At 66.8% G+C, this 14,380-nt stretch carries 15 protein-coding genes; 4 read left to right on the forward strand and 11 right to left on the reverse strand.

Annotation, left to right across the window (positions count from 1 at the left end; all coding sequences use genetic code 11):
* Positions 1 to 108 precede the first annotated feature (108 nt).
* Entirely contained in the window at positions 109 to 1,269 is a 1,161-nt protein-coding gene (locus E8M01_RS03195) for an acyl-CoA dehydrogenase family protein (RefSeq protein ID WP_136958786.1), read from the forward strand.
* A 191-nt stretch (positions 1,270 to 1,460) separates the two neighbouring features.
* Here the strand turns inward: E8M01_RS03195 and E8M01_RS03200 are convergent, their stop codons facing one another.
* The gene (locus E8M01_RS03200; RefSeq protein ID WP_136958787.1) at positions 1,461 to 2,135 is read right to left on the reverse strand and encodes a TetR/AcrR family transcriptional regulator; all 675 of its coding nucleotides are present in this window, start codon (positions 2,133 to 2,135) and stop codon (positions 1,461 to 1,463) included.
* Between the two features lie 164 nt (positions 2,136 to 2,299).
* Here E8M01_RS03200 and E8M01_RS03205 point away from each other — a divergent pair, with 164 nt between their 5' ends.
* Positions 2,300 to 2,896 (forward strand): class I SAM-dependent methyltransferase, encoded by a 597-nt coding sequence (locus tag E8M01_RS03205; RefSeq protein WP_136958788.1) that lies wholly within the window; start codon positions 2,300 to 2,302, stop codon positions 2,894 to 2,896.
* 26 nt (positions 2,897 to 2,922) lie between these two features.
* Here the strand turns inward: E8M01_RS03205 and E8M01_RS03210 are convergent, their stop codons facing one another.
* From E8M01_RS03210 to E8M01_RS03245, 8 genes are all read right to left on the reverse strand, one after another.
* A complete protein-coding gene (locus tag E8M01_RS03210) occupies positions 2,923 to 3,549 on the reverse strand; it encodes a 2-hydroxychromene-2-carboxylate isomerase (protein WP_136958789.1) in 627 nt (208 codons plus the stop codon).
* Positions 3,546 to 4,232, reverse strand: coding sequence for a glutathione S-transferase N-terminal domain-containing protein (locus tag E8M01_RS03215; protein ID WP_136964425.1), 687 nt, complete (start codon positions 4,230 to 4,232; stop codon positions 3,546 to 3,548). Before E8M01_RS03215 ends, E8M01_RS03210 begins: the two co-directional genes overlap by 4 nt.
* A 174-nt stretch (positions 4,233 to 4,406) precedes the next feature.
* Positions 4,407 to 5,444, reverse strand: a complete 1,038-nt coding sequence (locus E8M01_RS03220; protein WP_136958790.1) for a branched-chain amino acid ABC transporter permease — start codon at positions 5,442 to 5,444, stop codon at positions 4,407 to 4,409.
* 1 nt (position 5,445) lies between these two features.
* Positions 5,446 to 6,312, reverse strand: a complete 867-nt coding sequence (locus E8M01_RS03225) for a branched-chain amino acid ABC transporter permease (protein ID WP_136958791.1) — start codon at positions 6,310 to 6,312, stop codon at positions 5,446 to 5,448.
* 14 nt (positions 6,313 to 6,326) lie between these two features.
* A complete protein-coding gene (locus E8M01_RS03230; protein WP_136958792.1) occupies positions 6,327 to 7,031 on the reverse strand; it encodes an ABC transporter ATP-binding protein in 705 nt (234 codons plus the stop codon).
* Positions 7,024 to 7,743, reverse strand: coding sequence for an ABC transporter ATP-binding protein (locus E8M01_RS03235; protein WP_136958793.1), 720 nt, complete (start codon positions 7,741 to 7,743; stop codon positions 7,024 to 7,026). Before E8M01_RS03235 ends, E8M01_RS03230 begins: the two co-directional genes overlap by 8 nt.
* 64 nt (positions 7,744 to 7,807) lie before the next feature.
* Entirely contained in the window at positions 7,808 to 9,064 is a 1,257-nt protein-coding gene (locus tag E8M01_RS03240) for an ABC transporter substrate-binding protein (protein ID WP_136958794.1), read from the reverse strand.
* Between the two features lie 23 nt (positions 9,065 to 9,087).
* Complete coding sequence (locus E8M01_RS03245; protein ID WP_215908850.1) at positions 9,088 to 10,200, reverse strand: CaiB/BaiF CoA transferase family protein; 1,113 nt, start codon at positions 10,198 to 10,200, stop codon at positions 9,088 to 9,090.
* A 227-nt stretch (positions 10,201 to 10,427) separates the two neighbouring features.
* Between E8M01_RS03245 and E8M01_RS03250 the strand changes: the two genes are divergently transcribed.
* Positions 10,428 to 11,834, forward strand: coding sequence for a hypothetical protein (locus E8M01_RS03250; protein ID WP_136958796.1), 1,407 nt, complete (start codon positions 10,428 to 10,430; stop codon positions 11,832 to 11,834).
* Between the two features lie 5 nt (positions 11,835 to 11,839).
* Here E8M01_RS03250 and E8M01_RS03255 read toward each other — a convergent pair whose 3' ends face one another.
* Positions 11,840 to 12,343, reverse strand: coding sequence for a GNAT family N-acetyltransferase (locus E8M01_RS03255; RefSeq protein ID WP_136958797.1), 504 nt, complete (start codon positions 12,341 to 12,343; stop codon positions 11,840 to 11,842).
* A gap of 167 nt (positions 12,344 to 12,510) precedes the next feature.
* Between E8M01_RS03255 and E8M01_RS03260 the strand changes: the two genes are divergently transcribed.
* Positions 12,511 to 13,116, forward strand: coding sequence for a class I SAM-dependent DNA methyltransferase (locus E8M01_RS03260; protein ID WP_136958798.1), 606 nt, complete (start codon positions 12,511 to 12,513; stop codon positions 13,114 to 13,116).
* Between the two features lie 157 nt (positions 13,117 to 13,273).
* Here E8M01_RS03260 and E8M01_RS03265 read toward each other — a convergent pair whose 3' ends face one another.
* The gene (locus E8M01_RS03265; RefSeq protein WP_136958799.1) at positions 13,274 to 14,134 is read right to left on the reverse strand and encodes a MaoC/PaaZ C-terminal domain-containing protein; all 861 of its coding nucleotides are present in this window, start codon (positions 14,132 to 14,134) and stop codon (positions 13,274 to 13,276) included.
* Between the last annotated feature and the right edge of the window lie 246 nt (positions 14,135 to 14,380).

Consider the following 14,380-nt stretch of genomic DNA (forward strand, 5'->3'; position numbering starts at 1 on the left):
GCCCCTGCCCCGCCTTCCAACCATCCGGACCTTCCCCCGCATCGATCCCGGACCGCGCGGCCGCCACGCTGGCCACGCTCGACCCGGCTTGTCCGAAAGCGCCCAACGATGAATTTCACGCTCAACGAAGAACAGCTCGCCTTGCAGCACAGCGCCCGCCAGTTCGCCACACGCGAACTCACCCAGCCGGCGCGCGAGATCGAGGACAATGACCAGCCGCCGTCCCATGCCCTGGTCAAGCGTTTCGCCGAGCTCGGTTATCTCGGCATCAATCTGGATCCGGCGCTGGGCGGTGGCGGCGCCAGCCATGTCGAAGCCGTGCTGGTGCTCGAGGAGATCGCCAAGATCTCGCCCTCGGTTGCCTTCCCGATCTTCGAATCCTGCTTCGGCCCGGTGCTGACCATCCAGCATTTTGCCTCCGATGCCTTGAAGCAGCGGCTGGTGCCCAAGGTTTGCTCGGGCGACATGATCATCGCCGCCAGCATGTCGGAACCGGATGCCGGCACGGCGCTGACCGACCTCAAGACCCGCGCCGTGCGCCAGGGCGATCAACTCGTGCTGAACGGCCAGAAGCGCTGGTGCTCCGGCGCCGGCCATGCCGACGGTTATGTCGTCTATTGCCGGCTGTCCGACGAGCCGGGCGCGCGCGGCATCGGCGCCGTCTATGTTGACAAGGACACCCCGGGCCTGAGCTTCGGCAAGCGCGAGCGGCTGATGGGCTTTCGCGGCGTCACCAGCGCCGACATCTTCCTCGACAATGTCACGGTGCCCTCAGGCAACATCGTCGCGCCGGCGGGCGGCTTTGCCAAACTGATGACCGCCTTCGACCTGGAGCGCTGCGGCAATGCCACGATGAGCCTCGCGCTCGCCCAGAGCGCACTCGACCAGGCGCTGGCCTATGTCCAGGACCGGCGCCAGTTCGGCAAGGCGATCGTCGATTTCCAGGCGGTGCAGATCAAGCTCGCCGACATGGCGATCCGGGTCGAGGCCTCGCGCCTCCTGATCCACCGCGCCGTCGCCAATGCCTCCGACGGCCTGCCCTCCTCACGCGAGGCCTCGATGGCCAAATGTTTCGCCAACGAGATGGTGCGCGGCGTCTGCGGCGACGCCATGCAGCTGATGGGCGGTTATGGTTATGCCTGCGAATACGGCATGGAGCGCCGCATGCGCGACGCCTGGGGCTGGGGCATCGCCGGCGGCGCCATCGACATCCAGAAGATCAACATCGCCTCCGCCCTGGTCGGCCGGCGCTTCAACCAGCGGGCGTGAGCGGGGACAGGGCCGGGCCCGTTTATTGACCCCGATCGGGTCGAACAAAAACCACGACTGAATCAACCCTCTCCCATTGGGAGGGGGTTGATTTTGCTGCGCTTTTCATGGCCGCGCGTGGGTTCTGACTTGACGGCGTCGCAACATCCCTGACCGGTCGCCATCCGACGCACCGCGGGTGATCGAACCATCTACCGACCCGTTGCCTCATCCTCCCTGTCCGGCCAGAACGCCAGGAGCACGTCCGGCAGTTCGTCCGATACGAAACCCGAAATCGATCGCGGCTGAGCCATGGCGGTGAACTTGCCGTCGAGCGCCAGATGGGCGAAGCCGTGGACCGCCGACCAGGCCCCGAGCAGGGCTGCACGCACCGAGCGCTCGTCGGCGCCGGGTCCGTCGCGATCGGTGATGTAGGCCCGGATGGTGGCCTCGAGCTCGGCCTTGGCGGCCTTGCCGGCATGGCCCAGCCTTTCATCGCCGGCGAGCAGAAGGTCGTGCCGGAACATCAGCTGAAAGCGCCCGGGATGGGCCAGCGCGAAGCGCACATAGCTCATGCCCTGCGCCCTCAGCCGGGCAGCCGGCGAGGCCGCTGTCCCGGCCGCCGCGCGCAGCGCCTGCGTCAGGTCTTCGAAGCCGGCGATCACCACCTCCGTCAGGAGCCCGGCGGCACTGCCGAAATGATGCGCCGGTGCGCCGGCTGAAACCCCGGCGCGACGCGCCGCCTCCCTGAGCGTGAACCCCTCGGCACCGCGCTCGGACAGGATCTCGACCGCCGCGCGGATCAGCGCGTCGCGCAGCATGCCGTGGTGATAGCTCTGCCGTCCGCCGCGCCGGGCGGGCCTCGGCGAGGCTTTTCCGGCGGTCATGCCCGACCCATCTTTACAGTGTTCAAATTTGCTGCCATGGTCGAACTTAACATTGTTCAGATGAGCCTTGAAGTGCTGCTTGCGCGGCGTGGAACGGCTCGTCCGGAGCACTGGATCGACAAGACGGGTGCGCCCGATGTCTCGAACCTGAGAGAGACCGTGTCATGACGACAGCCGACATCCTGCCCTTCTTCCGCGCCTGGATCGCCAACCCCCTGCAGGTGGCCGCCGTCGCGCCGTCGGGCGCGGCGCTCGCCGAACTGATGACCCGCGACATCACGCCGGACAGCGGGCCTGTGCTCGAACTCGGACCGGGCACCGGCGCCTTCACCCGTGCGCTGCTGGCGCGTGGGGTGCGCGAATGCGACCTGACCCTGGTCGAATACGGGTCCGACTTCGCCCGTCTGCTCAGTCATCGGTTCCCCGCCGCGCGTGTCCGCTGGATGGACGCGGCCCAGCTCGCGCCGGCCGGCCTGTTCGACGACGCACCTGCCGGCACCGTGATCAGCGGATTGCCGCTGCTGTCCATGCCGCCCAGGAAAGTCATGGCCATCCTCTCCGGCGCCTTCGCCAGCCTGCGTCAGGGCGGTTCCTTCTACCAATTCACCTACGGGCCGAATTGCCCGGTGCCGCGCCGCATTCTCGACCGGCTCGGCCTCAAGGCGACACGCACCGGCCGGGCGCTGTTGAACGTGCCGCCGGCCGCGGTCTACCGCATCTCGCGGCGGCCGCCGTTACGGCTTCTGGCCACGTCGGCGTGATGGCGCGGCGGCGGGTTTTGGCCGGCTCAGCGGCCCTCGTCGCGTCGCTTGCCGGTGAGCGCGAACTCGACCAGCGGCAATTGGTCATTGCCGAAATACATGTCGGTGCTGTTGATGAACAAGGTCGGCGAACCGAAGCCGCCGCGGGCGATCAGCTCGTCGGTATTGGTCCTGAGCCGCGCCTTGATCTCATCGGTGACCGACAGCGCGCGGATCGCCTCGCCGTCGAGACCGGCGCCCTTCGCCGCGGCGACCAGAACCTCGGGATCGTCGAGATTTTCGGCCCGGCCGAAATAGGCCTCGAAGGCAGCCTTGGCGAAGGTCTGGAGCGCCGGTTGGTCGGCCTCCAGCGCACAGGCCATGCGCATGGCGTGAATGCTTTTCGCCGGGTGGTGGACGGACGGGAAATTCATCGTCACGCCGGTGAATCGGGCCCAGTCCTTCAGCACCTTGGCGCCATGGCGCATGCGCGGCGTGTCCATGTTCTCGCGCGCCTTGTAGAGTTCCTGATTGACCGCGTTGAACACGCCGCCGACCAGGATCGGCCGCCAGGTGATGCTGGCTCCGATCCGTTCGACGATCGGTTGGACATTGGTGAAACCGAGATAGGTCCAGGGGCTGGACAGGTCGAAGAAAAATTCCACTTGGCTCATGACGGCCTCCCGAACAGGATCTTGCGGGCGTTCTCATCGTCGACCGCCGCATTGGACACGAGGTCGCGCCGGACCGCCATGCCGGCCTTGACCCCTGGCCGCTCGCGCGAGGCCGCGAACCAGCGTTGCACGTTCGGGAAATTCTCCATCGGAATCTCCTGGCGCTTATGCGTCACCACCCAGGGGAAGATCGCCATGTCGGCGATCGAATAGTCGCCGGCGACGCAAGCGCCGGTCCTCGCCAGTTGTGCGTCGAGCACGCCGTAGAGCCTGATGGCCTCGCGGCCATAGCGCTCGATGGCATAAGCGATCTTCTCGGGCGCATAGAGCTTGAAATGGCCGCTCTGGCCGAGCATCGGCCCGAGCCCGCCCATTTGCCACATCAGCCATTCCGTCGCCTGGACCCGGCCGCGCAGATCGGTCGGCAGGAACCGGCCGGTCTTTTCAGCGAGATAGAGCAGGATCGCGCCGCTCTCGAAAATGCTGACCGGATCGCCGCCGGGCGGCTCGTGATCGACGATGGCGGGCATGCGGTTGTTCGGGCTGATCGCGAGGAAGTCCGGCTTGAACTGGTCACCCGCACCGATATTCACCGGTATGACCCGGTAGGGCAGCCCGCATTCCTCCAGCATGATGGAGATCTTCCAGCCATTCGGCGTCGGCCAGTAATAGAGGTCGATCATGCGGGGGTCCTCGTCAGGGTCTGCCTGAAGCATCCTGTGCTTTCCACCGCCGGCTTGTCACCCGTCAAAGCTCTGGTGTGAACCAGCATCGCCTTCACCTCTCCCCGCCGGGGAAAGGTGAAGGCGGTGGTTCAGGCGCAATTACCGGAAGACGCGCTGCGTCCCAAAATCGCCTCAACCACCCTGCGCTTCGGCCGCGGTCTTGGCGCTCGGCGCGGCGGCCTTGGCCACCGGCTTTGCGCCGCGAAAGCCGCGAACCATGCGGGCGATCGCCGGGCCGATGCCCTGCGGCAGCGCCAGGATGACCACCACGACGATGGTGCCGTAGATGAAATAATGCAGGCCGGGCAGCACGCCGCCGAGCTGGCCGCGCAGGATCTCGCCGAGCGGCACCAGCAGGATGGCGCCGACGATCGGCCCGAAGGCGGTGCCGAGGCCGCCAATGGTGGCGAACAGCACGATCTCGATGGTCAGCACGGGGGATGCGAACAGGTGCGGGTCGATGAAGGTCGAATAGCGGGCATAGGCCGTGCCGATCATCGAGGTCAGCACCGCGCTGATCGCCATGGCGATCATCTTGTTGCGCAACAGCCCGACCCCCAGCGCCTGGGCGGCGTTTTCGTTGTCGCGGATGGCGCGCAGGAAATAGCCGAGCGGCGCGTTGATGATGGCGAGATTGACCACCAGCGCCAGCGTCGCCAGGGCCATGACCAGCCAGAAATAGCCATGCGAGCCGCCGAACTGGAACAACAGGAACCGGCCCTCGTCGCGCGGCAGGGACTGGCCCGAGGCGCCGCCGAGGAAGTCCCAGCCGAGCACCACGAGCTCGGCCATTTCGGCGAAGGCGAGCGTGATCAGGGCAAAGGACAGGTGGCCGAGGCGGAAGCGATGGTCGATCCAGGCGATCGCCGCGCCCATCGCCCCCGAGAGCACCGCGGCGATGCCCGCGGCGACCCAGAGATTGATGCCGAGCTGCAGCAAGAGCGCACTGGCGAACACCGCGCCCATGCCGACGAAGATCGAATGGGCCAGCGAGATCTGGCCGGTCAACCCGCCGACAATGTTCCAGGCCGCCGCGAGGCCCGCATAGATCAGCGCGAGCGTCGCGATGTGCAGGTAATAGCTCGGCAGCCAGAGCGGCAGGGTTGCCAGCGCGGCAATCGCGATCCACCAGATGGGCGAGAAGACGACATGGTAGAAATTCGGTCGCATGTCAGGCTTTCCCGAGCAGGCCGGCAGGGCGGAACAGAAGGATGAGCACCAGGATCAGGTAGGGCAGGATCATGCCGAGGATGCCCGACACGTAGATCGTGCCGATCGCCTCGGAGAGCCCGATGACCAGGCCGCCGAGCAGGATGCCGACGAAATTGGTCATGCCGCCGAGCACCAGGGTCAGAAGCGTGATGACGGTGTAGCGCAGGCCCATGCTGGGATGCAGCGGCGTGCCCGGCAGCAGCAGCGCGCCGGCGATCGCCAAGAGCCCGATGCCGAGCGCGAAGACCAGGATGCGCACGCGCGCCACATTGACCCCCATCAGCGCGGCGGCCTTGGGGTTCTGGTGCACGGCGCGGATGCTGCGGCCGAAATCGGTGCGGCTCAGCATCAGGAACAACAGGCCGGCGAGCACGATGGAAGCACAGAAGGCGATGACCAGCGGCCAGCGCATGATCACGTCGCCCATGATCAGGAGCTTGGTCTCCATGATCGAGGGCACGCGCAAGGGCTGGCCGCCGAAGACCATCAGCATGCCGTTCTGCAGGATCAGGTTGAGGCCGAGGGTGAGCTGGATGATCATCAGGAGATGGCCCGAGATGACCGGCCGGATCAGCGTCCAGTAGACCGCCCCGCCCGCGATCGCCAGCACCGGAAAGGTGATGAAGACCGAGGCGTAAGGGTCGAGCGCGAAGGCGGCATAAAGCGCGTAGCTGATGAACATGGCGAGCGAGAGGAAGTCGCCATGCGAGAAGTTGACCACGCCCGACACGCTGTAGATCAGGCCGAGCCCCAGGGCGACGGTGCCATAGGTGCTGCCGATCAACAGGCCCTGAACGACGGCTTGCAGAAGAATATCCGTATCCATGGTGCAGTTTCCGTTCAGAGACCGAGATAAGCCTTGCGGGTGGCGGGATCGTCCTTGACCACGCTGCTCGGGCCATGGATGGCGACCCGGCCGCGCTCCAGGACGTAGCAGCGCGAGGCGTGGCGGAATGTCAGGTTGGAGTTCTGCTCGACCAGCAGGATGGTCAGCCCGCTCTCGTGCAGGCTGCGGATCGTCTCGAAGATATATTGGACGAACAGGGGCGACAGGCCGAGCGAGGGTTCGTCGAGCATCAGAACCCTGGCGCCGGCCATCATGCCACGGCCGATCGCCAGCATCTGCTGTTCGCCGCCGGACAGCGTGCCGGCATCCTGGGTCAGCCGCTCCTGCAGGCGCGGAAAGGTCACCAGCACCTTGTCCATCCGCTCGCTTCTCAGCGCGCGCGCCTGGCGGCCGATGCCGCCCATCAGGAGGTTTTCGCGCACGCTCATCTGCGGGAACACCAGGCGTCCCTCGGGCACCTGGATGATGCCGCGCTCGACCACCTCGTGGGGATCGAGGCCGGAAATGTCCTCGCCTTCGAAATGGATCGAGCCGGAGCGCGGCTTGACGATGCCGGACAGGCAGTTGATCAGCGTGCTCTTGCCGGCATTGTTGGCGCCGAGCAGGCCGACCAGCTCGCCGCTCCTGATCTCGATCGAGACATCGTCGAGCGCGGTGCTGCCGTCGTAACCGGCGGTGATCGAGCGGACCTCAAGCATGGGAATCGTCACCGAAATAGGCCTCACGGACACGGTCATTGGCGACGATCTCGTCGGGGGTTCCGGCCGCCACCTGCTCGCCGAAATTCAGCACCACCAGCCGGTCGGCGGTGTTCATGATGACCGGCATGACATGCTCGACCATGACGAAGGTGATGCCCGACGACCGAAGGTCCCTGATGATGGCGAGCGGCACCTGGGCTTCGCCCAGGGTCAGCCCGGCCATGACCTCGTCGAGCAGGATCATCTGTGGTTCGGTGGCCAGGCACTTGGCCAGCTCGAGCAGTTTCTTGTCCTGCAGCGACAGCGATCCGGGGATCTCCTCGGCCTTCGATTCCAGGCCGACCCGCTCGAGCACGGCGGTGGCCCGCTTGATCGCCTCGCGCATCGGATGGCGCAGCAGCGCAGCGGTGGTGACCACGTCGAGCACGCTCATCGCGGCGAAGACCTGGACGATCTGGAAGCTGCGCGACAGGCCGAGCTGGGCCACCCGATGCGGCGGCAGGCCGACGATCGATTGTCCCTTGAAGCGCACGTCGCCGGCGCTCGGCGGCAGGAAGCCCGAGATCAGGCCGAACAATGTGGTCTTGCCGGCGCCATTCGGCCCGATAATGCCAAGGATCTCCGCCGGCTCGACGGAAAAGCTGACATCCGAGACGGCCTTCAGGCCGCCGAAACGCTTGCTGACATTGTCAACTTCAAGGATAGCCACGAGGAAACCTGTTGCTGGAGAGGGGTGGCGCGCCGGCCCTCGGATCGGGCCGCGCGCGCTCCGGTCAGGCGCGGGCGCGCGGTGCGACGTCGCCGAACTGCGCCGGGAACACCACCTGCTGTTGCTGGTTGGCGAGCCACTGGATCATCAGGGCCGTGCTGTCGGCCGGCATCCGGTCCTCGCCGAATTTCAGCCCCTGCGGCCGCGCGAGATAGAGGTCCTTGTGGCCGAAGGGGATGTCGACCGCTTTCAGACCCTTGATCAGCGCGGCTTTGTCGAGGCCGCCGGCGGCCTCCAGCGCATGCTGCAGCACGCGGGCGGCCTGCGCCGCCTGGATCGCCGACTGGCCGATCTCGACCTTCAGCTCGGCCGCCCTGAGCTCGCGGACGATCTGCTGCATCGAGTCGAGCTTGGCGCCCGGGCTGAAGCCGGTCATGCCGAACGTGTTGCGGGTCAGCACGGAGGCGCCGATGTCCTGGCCGAGCTCCTTCCACAACGAGAAGTCGGAATAACCGCCGGTGCCGCCGACGAACAGGCTGTCGTGATAGTTCAGGTTGAAGCGGGCCTGGTGCAGCAGGATGCCGTCGCGCGGTGTCACCAGGCCGGTGACCACATCCGGTTTGAACGAGCGGATGCGCACCATGGCGGCGGTCTGGTCCTGCGCCTTGGTGTCGAGCGGCACGTCGCCGATCACCTGCAGGCCGGCGGCCAGGAGCTTGGGCTTGAGGAAATTGTTGACCTGCTGGCCGGCCTCGTAATTCGAATAGGCCATGACCGCGGTCTTGACCCGGAAGGCCGGCTCCTTGGCCAATTGCCGGATGAAGCCGGCGAGCGTCTCGGCATAACCCTTGTCATAGGGGAAACCGAGCGAGAACATGTGGTTCGAGCGGGCGGCGCCAGCCCAGATCGACAAGGTCGGGATCTGCAATTCGTCGACAACCGGGGTCAGCGCCAGCATCTGCGCCGACAGGATGCTGCCGACCAGCATCGACACCTGCCGCTCGGTGACCAGGCGCCGCGCCTCGGCCGCCGTGCGCGCCGGCTGGCTGGCATCGTCGGCCAGCACGATCTCGATCTTTGCGCCGCCCATGCTCTTGATGCCGCCTTCGGCATTGATCTTCCGGATGACGTATTCGAACACCGGCTGGCCTTCGGTGGCATAGGCCGCGAGATTGCCGCTCATCGGCTGGATCATGCCGACCTTGATGGTCGGCGTGCCCTGGGCGCGGACGATCGCCGGCATCGACAGGGAGACGGCGGCCGCCGCCGTTCCGGCCAGGAAAGTCCGGCGCTGCACGTTGCTCGGCTTGGAACCGCTCATCTCGATCTCTCCACCCCGGCGCGTCATGACCGCGCCTCGACTTCGGCCGTTCCGGCCCGCAACAGGATATTCGCGCCGGGATCCGGCGTATGGGCGCCGAGCGCCGGCGCGTGCCTGGCCGCCGGCGGCAAGGCATGCATCGGCACCGGAAAGCGCGCGATCAGGTCCTTGCCGTCGCGCCCGATCACCCGGCCTTCCGGGTCGTCGAGGGTTTCCTCGGGCGTCGCCAGGCCATTGGCCGGAATGTCGTGGGCTTGCAGCTGCTTCAGCCAGGCGGCGAGCGGCTGGGCGCGGAACTCCTGGTCGAGCCGCGCCTTGATCGCCTCGAAGGCCGCCTGCCGCTGCCGATAGGTGGCAAAGGCCGGGCCGGCGAATTCGGCGAGATCGAGCAGATCGACCAGCCGTGTCCAGAAATGATCTTCCATCGCCGCCAGCACCAGCATGCGGCCGTCGGCGCATTGGAAAAAGCCGTAGCCCGGCCGCTGGTGCATCTGGCCGGCGCCGTCACGCAGGATCATGCCGAGCCTCGGCGTCATCCAGTGGCTGAGCGCATCGGTGATCGACACGTCGAGATATTGGCCGCGGCCGCTATGCTGGCGCTGCATCAGGGCGGCCAGCACCGAGACCACCGCGAACATGCTGCCGGCGAGGTCGCCGACCGGCAGGCCGAGGCCGTGCGGGCGCCCGGGTTCCGGTGGCGGCATCAGGCCGAGCACGCCGCTGGCGGCGAGATAGTTGAGGTCGTGGCCCGGCTGGTCGGCCATGGCGCCCTGCTGGCCATAACCGGTGAGGGAGACATAGACCAGCCGCGGATTGATCTTCGACAGCGTCGCATAGTCGACGCCGAGGCGCTCGGCGACGCCCGGCCGGAAGCCCTCGACCATCACGTCGGCATCGGCGACCAGGTCGCGGAACCGCCGGCGGCCGTCCTCCGATTTCAGGTCGATGACGACGCTCTCCTTGCCGCGATTGACCGCCGCGAACAGGCCAGGAAGCATGGCCCGCGCATTGTCGCCCGCCGGCCGCTCGACCTTGATCACGGTCGCGCCGAGATCGCCCAGCAACTGGGTTGCATAGGGACCCGGCAAAAGCTCGGACAGATCGACGACGCGCACGTCGGCGAGCGGTGACTGCATCATTTCCTCCAAAGCGCGAAACGGCTTTTCGCTGTCGTTATTTCTACCGATGCTACAGAGCCGCCTGGGGCGCCGCAATAGGCCGTTGGGAATATGCGAAACGCAATTTCGCAAACTTGACGCACCCGCGGCAGCGACGCAATGTCGCGCCGGTCGCCGGTCGCGGATCCTCGGTTGAGGCGGGACCGGCGAATGCCTGACAGAAATCCTGGCCCAGAGATGGCATCATGACGGCCGTCACCCCGCCGACCGCGCCTGCCCTGCCGAGCGCGGTGCCTGCCATGGCGCTCACCCTGGTGCTGGTCGCGGTGGTCGCGCAGGGCATGACCGGCCTGACGCTCTGGCTGGCTCCGGCCGGTCTGGCGCTGGCGCTCTATGCGATCTGGGAATGGCCCGGCATTCGGGCCGCACCGCGCCTGCTGCTCGGCATCGGCATCATCGTGGTGGCCGCGGCCATGGTCAGCCGGGGCAATGCCCAGCCGGCCGTCGAGGCAGTCGGCCGCGCCGCCTTTTTCGCCGCTTTCCCGGTCGCCATGGCGCTGCTGCGCGAGGCAGCCGTGACCTCGCCCTTGATGCTGCGGTCGAGCCGCTACCTGGTCAACCAACCGCCTGGCCGGCGCTATTGGGCGCTGACCTGGGGCGGCCATCTCATCGGACTGCTGCTGAGCTTCGGCGCCCTGACCCTGCTGACCACCATGATCAAGCAGTCGAACACCACGACCGATGCGCGCGTGCACGATATCCGCGAGCGCCGCATGGTGACGGCGGTCATGCGCGGCTTCATCACCATGCCCTTGTGGTCGCCAACCTCGATCGCGCTGATCGCCATCCTGCAGTCGAACCCCGCCCTGCACTGGATCGATGTGGCGCCGGTCGGCCTGGCGCTGGCTTCGGGTTTCATCATGCTCGGCTGGATCGTCGACCGCCTGCAGTTCAGGCCGCGCACCGCGCTGCCGGTGGAGGCCGATCCGGGGCCTTGGACGGCGGTCGGCGGCCTCGGCCTGCTGATCCTGGTGCTGACCGCGCTGTGCGTCACCACGGCCTGGCTGACCGGAACCAGCCTGCAGCTCGCCACCATGCTGGTCATCCCGGTCTACACCGTCGCCTGGGCTTCGGTGCAGTGGCGGGACCGCGGCCTGCATGGGCTCGACGCCATGGCCGGGGCGGTCAGGCACATCGCGGGCGCTGCCCGCCGCAGCTTCCCGGCGGCACGCAACGAGACCGTGCTGTTCGCCGCGTCAGGCCTGATCAGCGCGGCGGCGCCAGACCTGATTCCGGCCGGCGCGGCGCCCTGGCTGATCGGCCAGTTCGCCGGTCATTCCGGCCTGTTCCTGGTCGTGCTGCTCTGGCTGGTCGTCGGTCTCGCGCTGATCGGCCTGACACCCATGGTGACGGTGGCGCTGTTTGCCTCGGCCCTTGGCCAGGCGGTGCTGCCCGGCGTCGACCCGGTCCGTGTCGCGGTGGCGCTCGCCGGCGGCTGGGCCCTGTCGGTCGGCGTCGCGCCCTTGAGCAATTCGGTGCTGATGATCGCGCCCTTGATCGACCGCTCGCCCATGGAGGTCGGGCCGCGCTGGAACGGCGTCTATAGCGTGATCGCGCTCGGCCTGCTGAGCCTCGGGCTCGCCGTGTCGTGATGGTCTCAGCCTGTCGGGCCGGCACCGGCGGCGAGCGTCTTGCGCATGGTGATCGAGGTCGGCCGGTCATATCCGGGATGAGCCGTTTCGGCGGTCTTGATGAAACCCAGGCGGCCGAATGCAGCGTGATTGCCCGTCAGTTCGATGCGTGTCTGAAGCACGATCGCCGGCTTGCCGGCCCTGACGGCGAGGCCTTCGGCATGGCGCACCAGCGCCCGGCCGATCCCCTGGCCCTGATAGTCTTTCGCCACCGCCAGCTTGCCGAGATAGACATGATCTTGCCGCTCGGCGAGGAAAGCGCAGCCGATGATCCGGGGCCCGTCGAACACGACCAATCCGGTTTCGGCCAGCGCCTTGTCCCGCAGTCCCTCGACGGTCAGTTGCTGCGCCGATGAGGGCGGGTCGACGACACCCTCCATGAAGGCGAAAGCCTCGCGAATGAGCGCCAGCAGGTCGTCCCAGCGGTCGAAATCCGGATCGATCGGATGAACTGTCACGGCAAGCGGCATGGGTCATCTCTCCCGTCGCGACGGCGAGGCGCGCCGCCACACCATCGCCGTCCTTGAACGAACACCATGGCAAAATCGATCACGGCGCTCTACAAGCCGGCCCCCGCAGATGACTGTTTCGATGCCCGGCGTGCAAGCCGCCACTGGTTCGGATTCGGAGCTCTTTCATGTCCTCACCTGCCGACCAGATCATCGCTCTCTACGAACAGCATGCGCGGGATTGGGACCTCAGCCGCGGACGCGGCCTGTTCGAAGCCGATTGGCTGGATCGTTTCCTCGGCGCCTTGCCCGAAACGCCGGCCGCGATCCTCGACATCGGCTGCGGTTCAGCCGAACCCATGGCGCGCTATTGCATCGAGAAAGGCCACCGCGTCACCGGCGTCGACGCATCGCCATCCCTGATCGACATCTGCAGGAGCCGCTTCCCGGATCATGACTGGCTGACCTCGGATATGCGCGCCATGTCGCTCGGTCGCCATTTCCATGGCTTGCTGGCCTGGGACAGCTTCTTTCATTTGGGCCATGACGACCAACGCCGGATGTTTCCGATCTTCCGGGCCCACGCCGCCGAAAACGCCGCGCTGATGTTCACCAGCGGCCCGGCGCAGGGCGAGGCCATCGGCTCGTTCCAGGACAAGCCGCTCTATCACGGCAGCCTGGACCCGTCCGAATACCGGCAATTGCTCGACGACAACGGCTTCAACGTCCTGTCCCATATCGTCGAGGATCCGGCCTGCGGCGGCCATACGATCTGGCTCGCGCGGCTCCGATAGGGCCGGCATCGCGTTCAATCGACGGGGCGCGTGGCCCCGAACCCGCGCCGTCGATACCGGCGCTGCGCCGACGCAAGCCCAGCATCGGACCTTCGCGCCGCGGCGGCCTGAGCGCGAAGGTTCCCGGACCGGTTCAGCCGTCCGGCGACCGCTTCGTTCAGACCGCGAGGTCGGCGCGGCCGTTGCTCAGCACCACCAGATTGCGTTCCTCCACCAGGCAGCGGAACGACACGACCGGGCCGTCACGCCAGATCTCGGTGCGGATCGTCTCGCCCGGATAGACCGGCGCGGTGAACCGCACCCTGAGCTTGCGGATCGCATCCGTCTGGTAGTTGCCGACCGCCTTGAGCAGCGCGTGGCCGGCGACGCCAAAGGTGCAGAGGCCGTGCAGGATCGGCCGATCGAAACCGCCGGCGCGCGCCACTTTCGGATCGGCATGCAGCGGATTGTAGTCGCCCGACAGGCGGTAGATCAGCGCCGCCTGCGGCAAGGTCGCGAGGCTGACGGTCAGGTCGGGGGCCCGCTCGGGCAGGACATGCGGCGCGGTCACCGGCCCGGAAGGCCCGCCGAAACCGCCGTCGCCACGCAGGAACGAGGTCGACGACAGGCGCGTCAACAGCTTGCCGCTGGCCTTGTCGACGATGTCGCGCTCGCTGATCACCAGCGCGCCCTTGTCCTTGCCCTTGTCGATGACGTCGACCACGCGGGTGCGGCCGATCACCGTGCCCGAGGCCGGCAGCGGCTTGAACACCTCCAGCTCCTGCTCGCCGTGCAGCAGCCTTTTCCAGTCGACGCCGGTCGCCGGATCGCTCAGCCAGAAGCCGGGATAACCGAGCACCACCGACATGGTCGGCAGGGCCTTCAGCCCGCCCTCGTAGACGAAGGGCAGTTGCGCCTCGTCGAGCGGGTCGGCGCCGAGCCCGACACCCAGGGCGTAAAGCATCGTGTCTCGTTCGCTATAGGTCTGTTCGACCTCCTTGAACGGCCAGTTCAGCAGCTGTTCGCGATCGATCGGCATGCGCACTCCCTTGTCGTGTGATTGGCACCGACGTCTGGCCGGTTCGACCGGCCGCGTCCTTCACCAAGCTAAGACATGCGGAATTGATTTCTGCAATACGAAATGCGAGTGTGTCCAATGAGACATTGGGCGGACTTGTGGCATCGCATGGAAGTCAATAGATCACGCGACGAGATCTGCCTGAAACGATGGTCTTGCAGTCGATCCATCGCAATTTCGCTTGTGGTGAAATGAGACTTCGCATGA

Source organism: Phreatobacter stygius, from assembly GCF_005144885.1.
GTDB lineage: Bacteria > Pseudomonadota > Alphaproteobacteria > Rhizobiales > Phreatobacteraceae > Phreatobacter > Phreatobacter stygius.

Excerpts from the sequence above, each read along its gene's own strand:
- E8M01_RS03200 (WP_136958787.1), bottom strand. The coding sequence starts at position 2,135 with ATGACCGCCGGAAAAGCCTCGCCGAGGCCCGCCCGGCGCGGCGGACGG.
- E8M01_RS03245 (WP_215908850.1), bottom strand. The coding sequence starts at position 10,200 with ATGCAGTCACCGCTCGCCGACGTGCGCGTCGTCGATCTGTCCGAGCTT.
- E8M01_RS03220 (WP_136958790.1), bottom strand. The coding sequence starts at position 5,444 with ATGCGACCGAATTTCTACCATGTCGTCTTCTCGCCCATCTGGTGGATC.
- E8M01_RS03255 (WP_136958797.1), bottom strand. The coding sequence starts at position 12,343 with ATGCCGCTTGCCGTGACAGTTCATCCGATCGATCCGGATTTCGACCGC.
- E8M01_RS03250 (WP_136958796.1), top strand. The coding sequence starts at position 10,428 with ATGACGGCCGTCACCCCGCCGACCGCGCCTGCCCTGCCGAGCGCGGTG.
- E8M01_RS03215 (WP_136964425.1), bottom strand. The coding sequence starts at position 4,232 with ATGATCGACCTCTATTACTGGCCGACGCCGAATGGCTGGAAGATCTCC.
- E8M01_RS03260 (WP_136958798.1), top strand. The coding sequence starts at position 12,511 with ATGTCCTCACCTGCCGACCAGATCATCGCTCTCTACGAACAGCATGCG.
- E8M01_RS03265 (WP_136958799.1), bottom strand. The coding sequence starts at position 14,134 with ATGCCGATCGATCGCGAACAGCTGCTGAACTGGCCGTTCAAGGAGGTC.
- E8M01_RS03195 (WP_136958786.1), top strand. The coding sequence starts at position 109 with ATGAATTTCACGCTCAACGAAGAACAGCTCGCCTTGCAGCACAGCGCC.
- E8M01_RS03210 (WP_136958789.1), bottom strand. The coding sequence starts at position 3,549 with ATGAGCCAAGTGGAATTTTTCTTCGACCTGTCCAGCCCCTGGACCTAT.
- E8M01_RS03240 (WP_136958794.1), bottom strand. The coding sequence starts at position 9,064 with ATGAGCGGTTCCAAGCCGAGCAACGTGCAGCGCCGGACTTTCCTGGCC.
- E8M01_RS03225 (WP_136958791.1), bottom strand. The coding sequence starts at position 6,312 with ATGGATACGGATATTCTTCTGCAAGCCGTCGTTCAGGGCCTGTTGATC.
- E8M01_RS03205 (WP_136958788.1), top strand. The coding sequence starts at position 2,300 with ATGACGACAGCCGACATCCTGCCCTTCTTCCGCGCCTGGATCGCCAAC.
- E8M01_RS03230 (WP_136958792.1), bottom strand. The coding sequence starts at position 7,031 with ATGCTTGAGGTCCGCTCGATCACCGCCGGTTACGACGGCAGCACCGCG.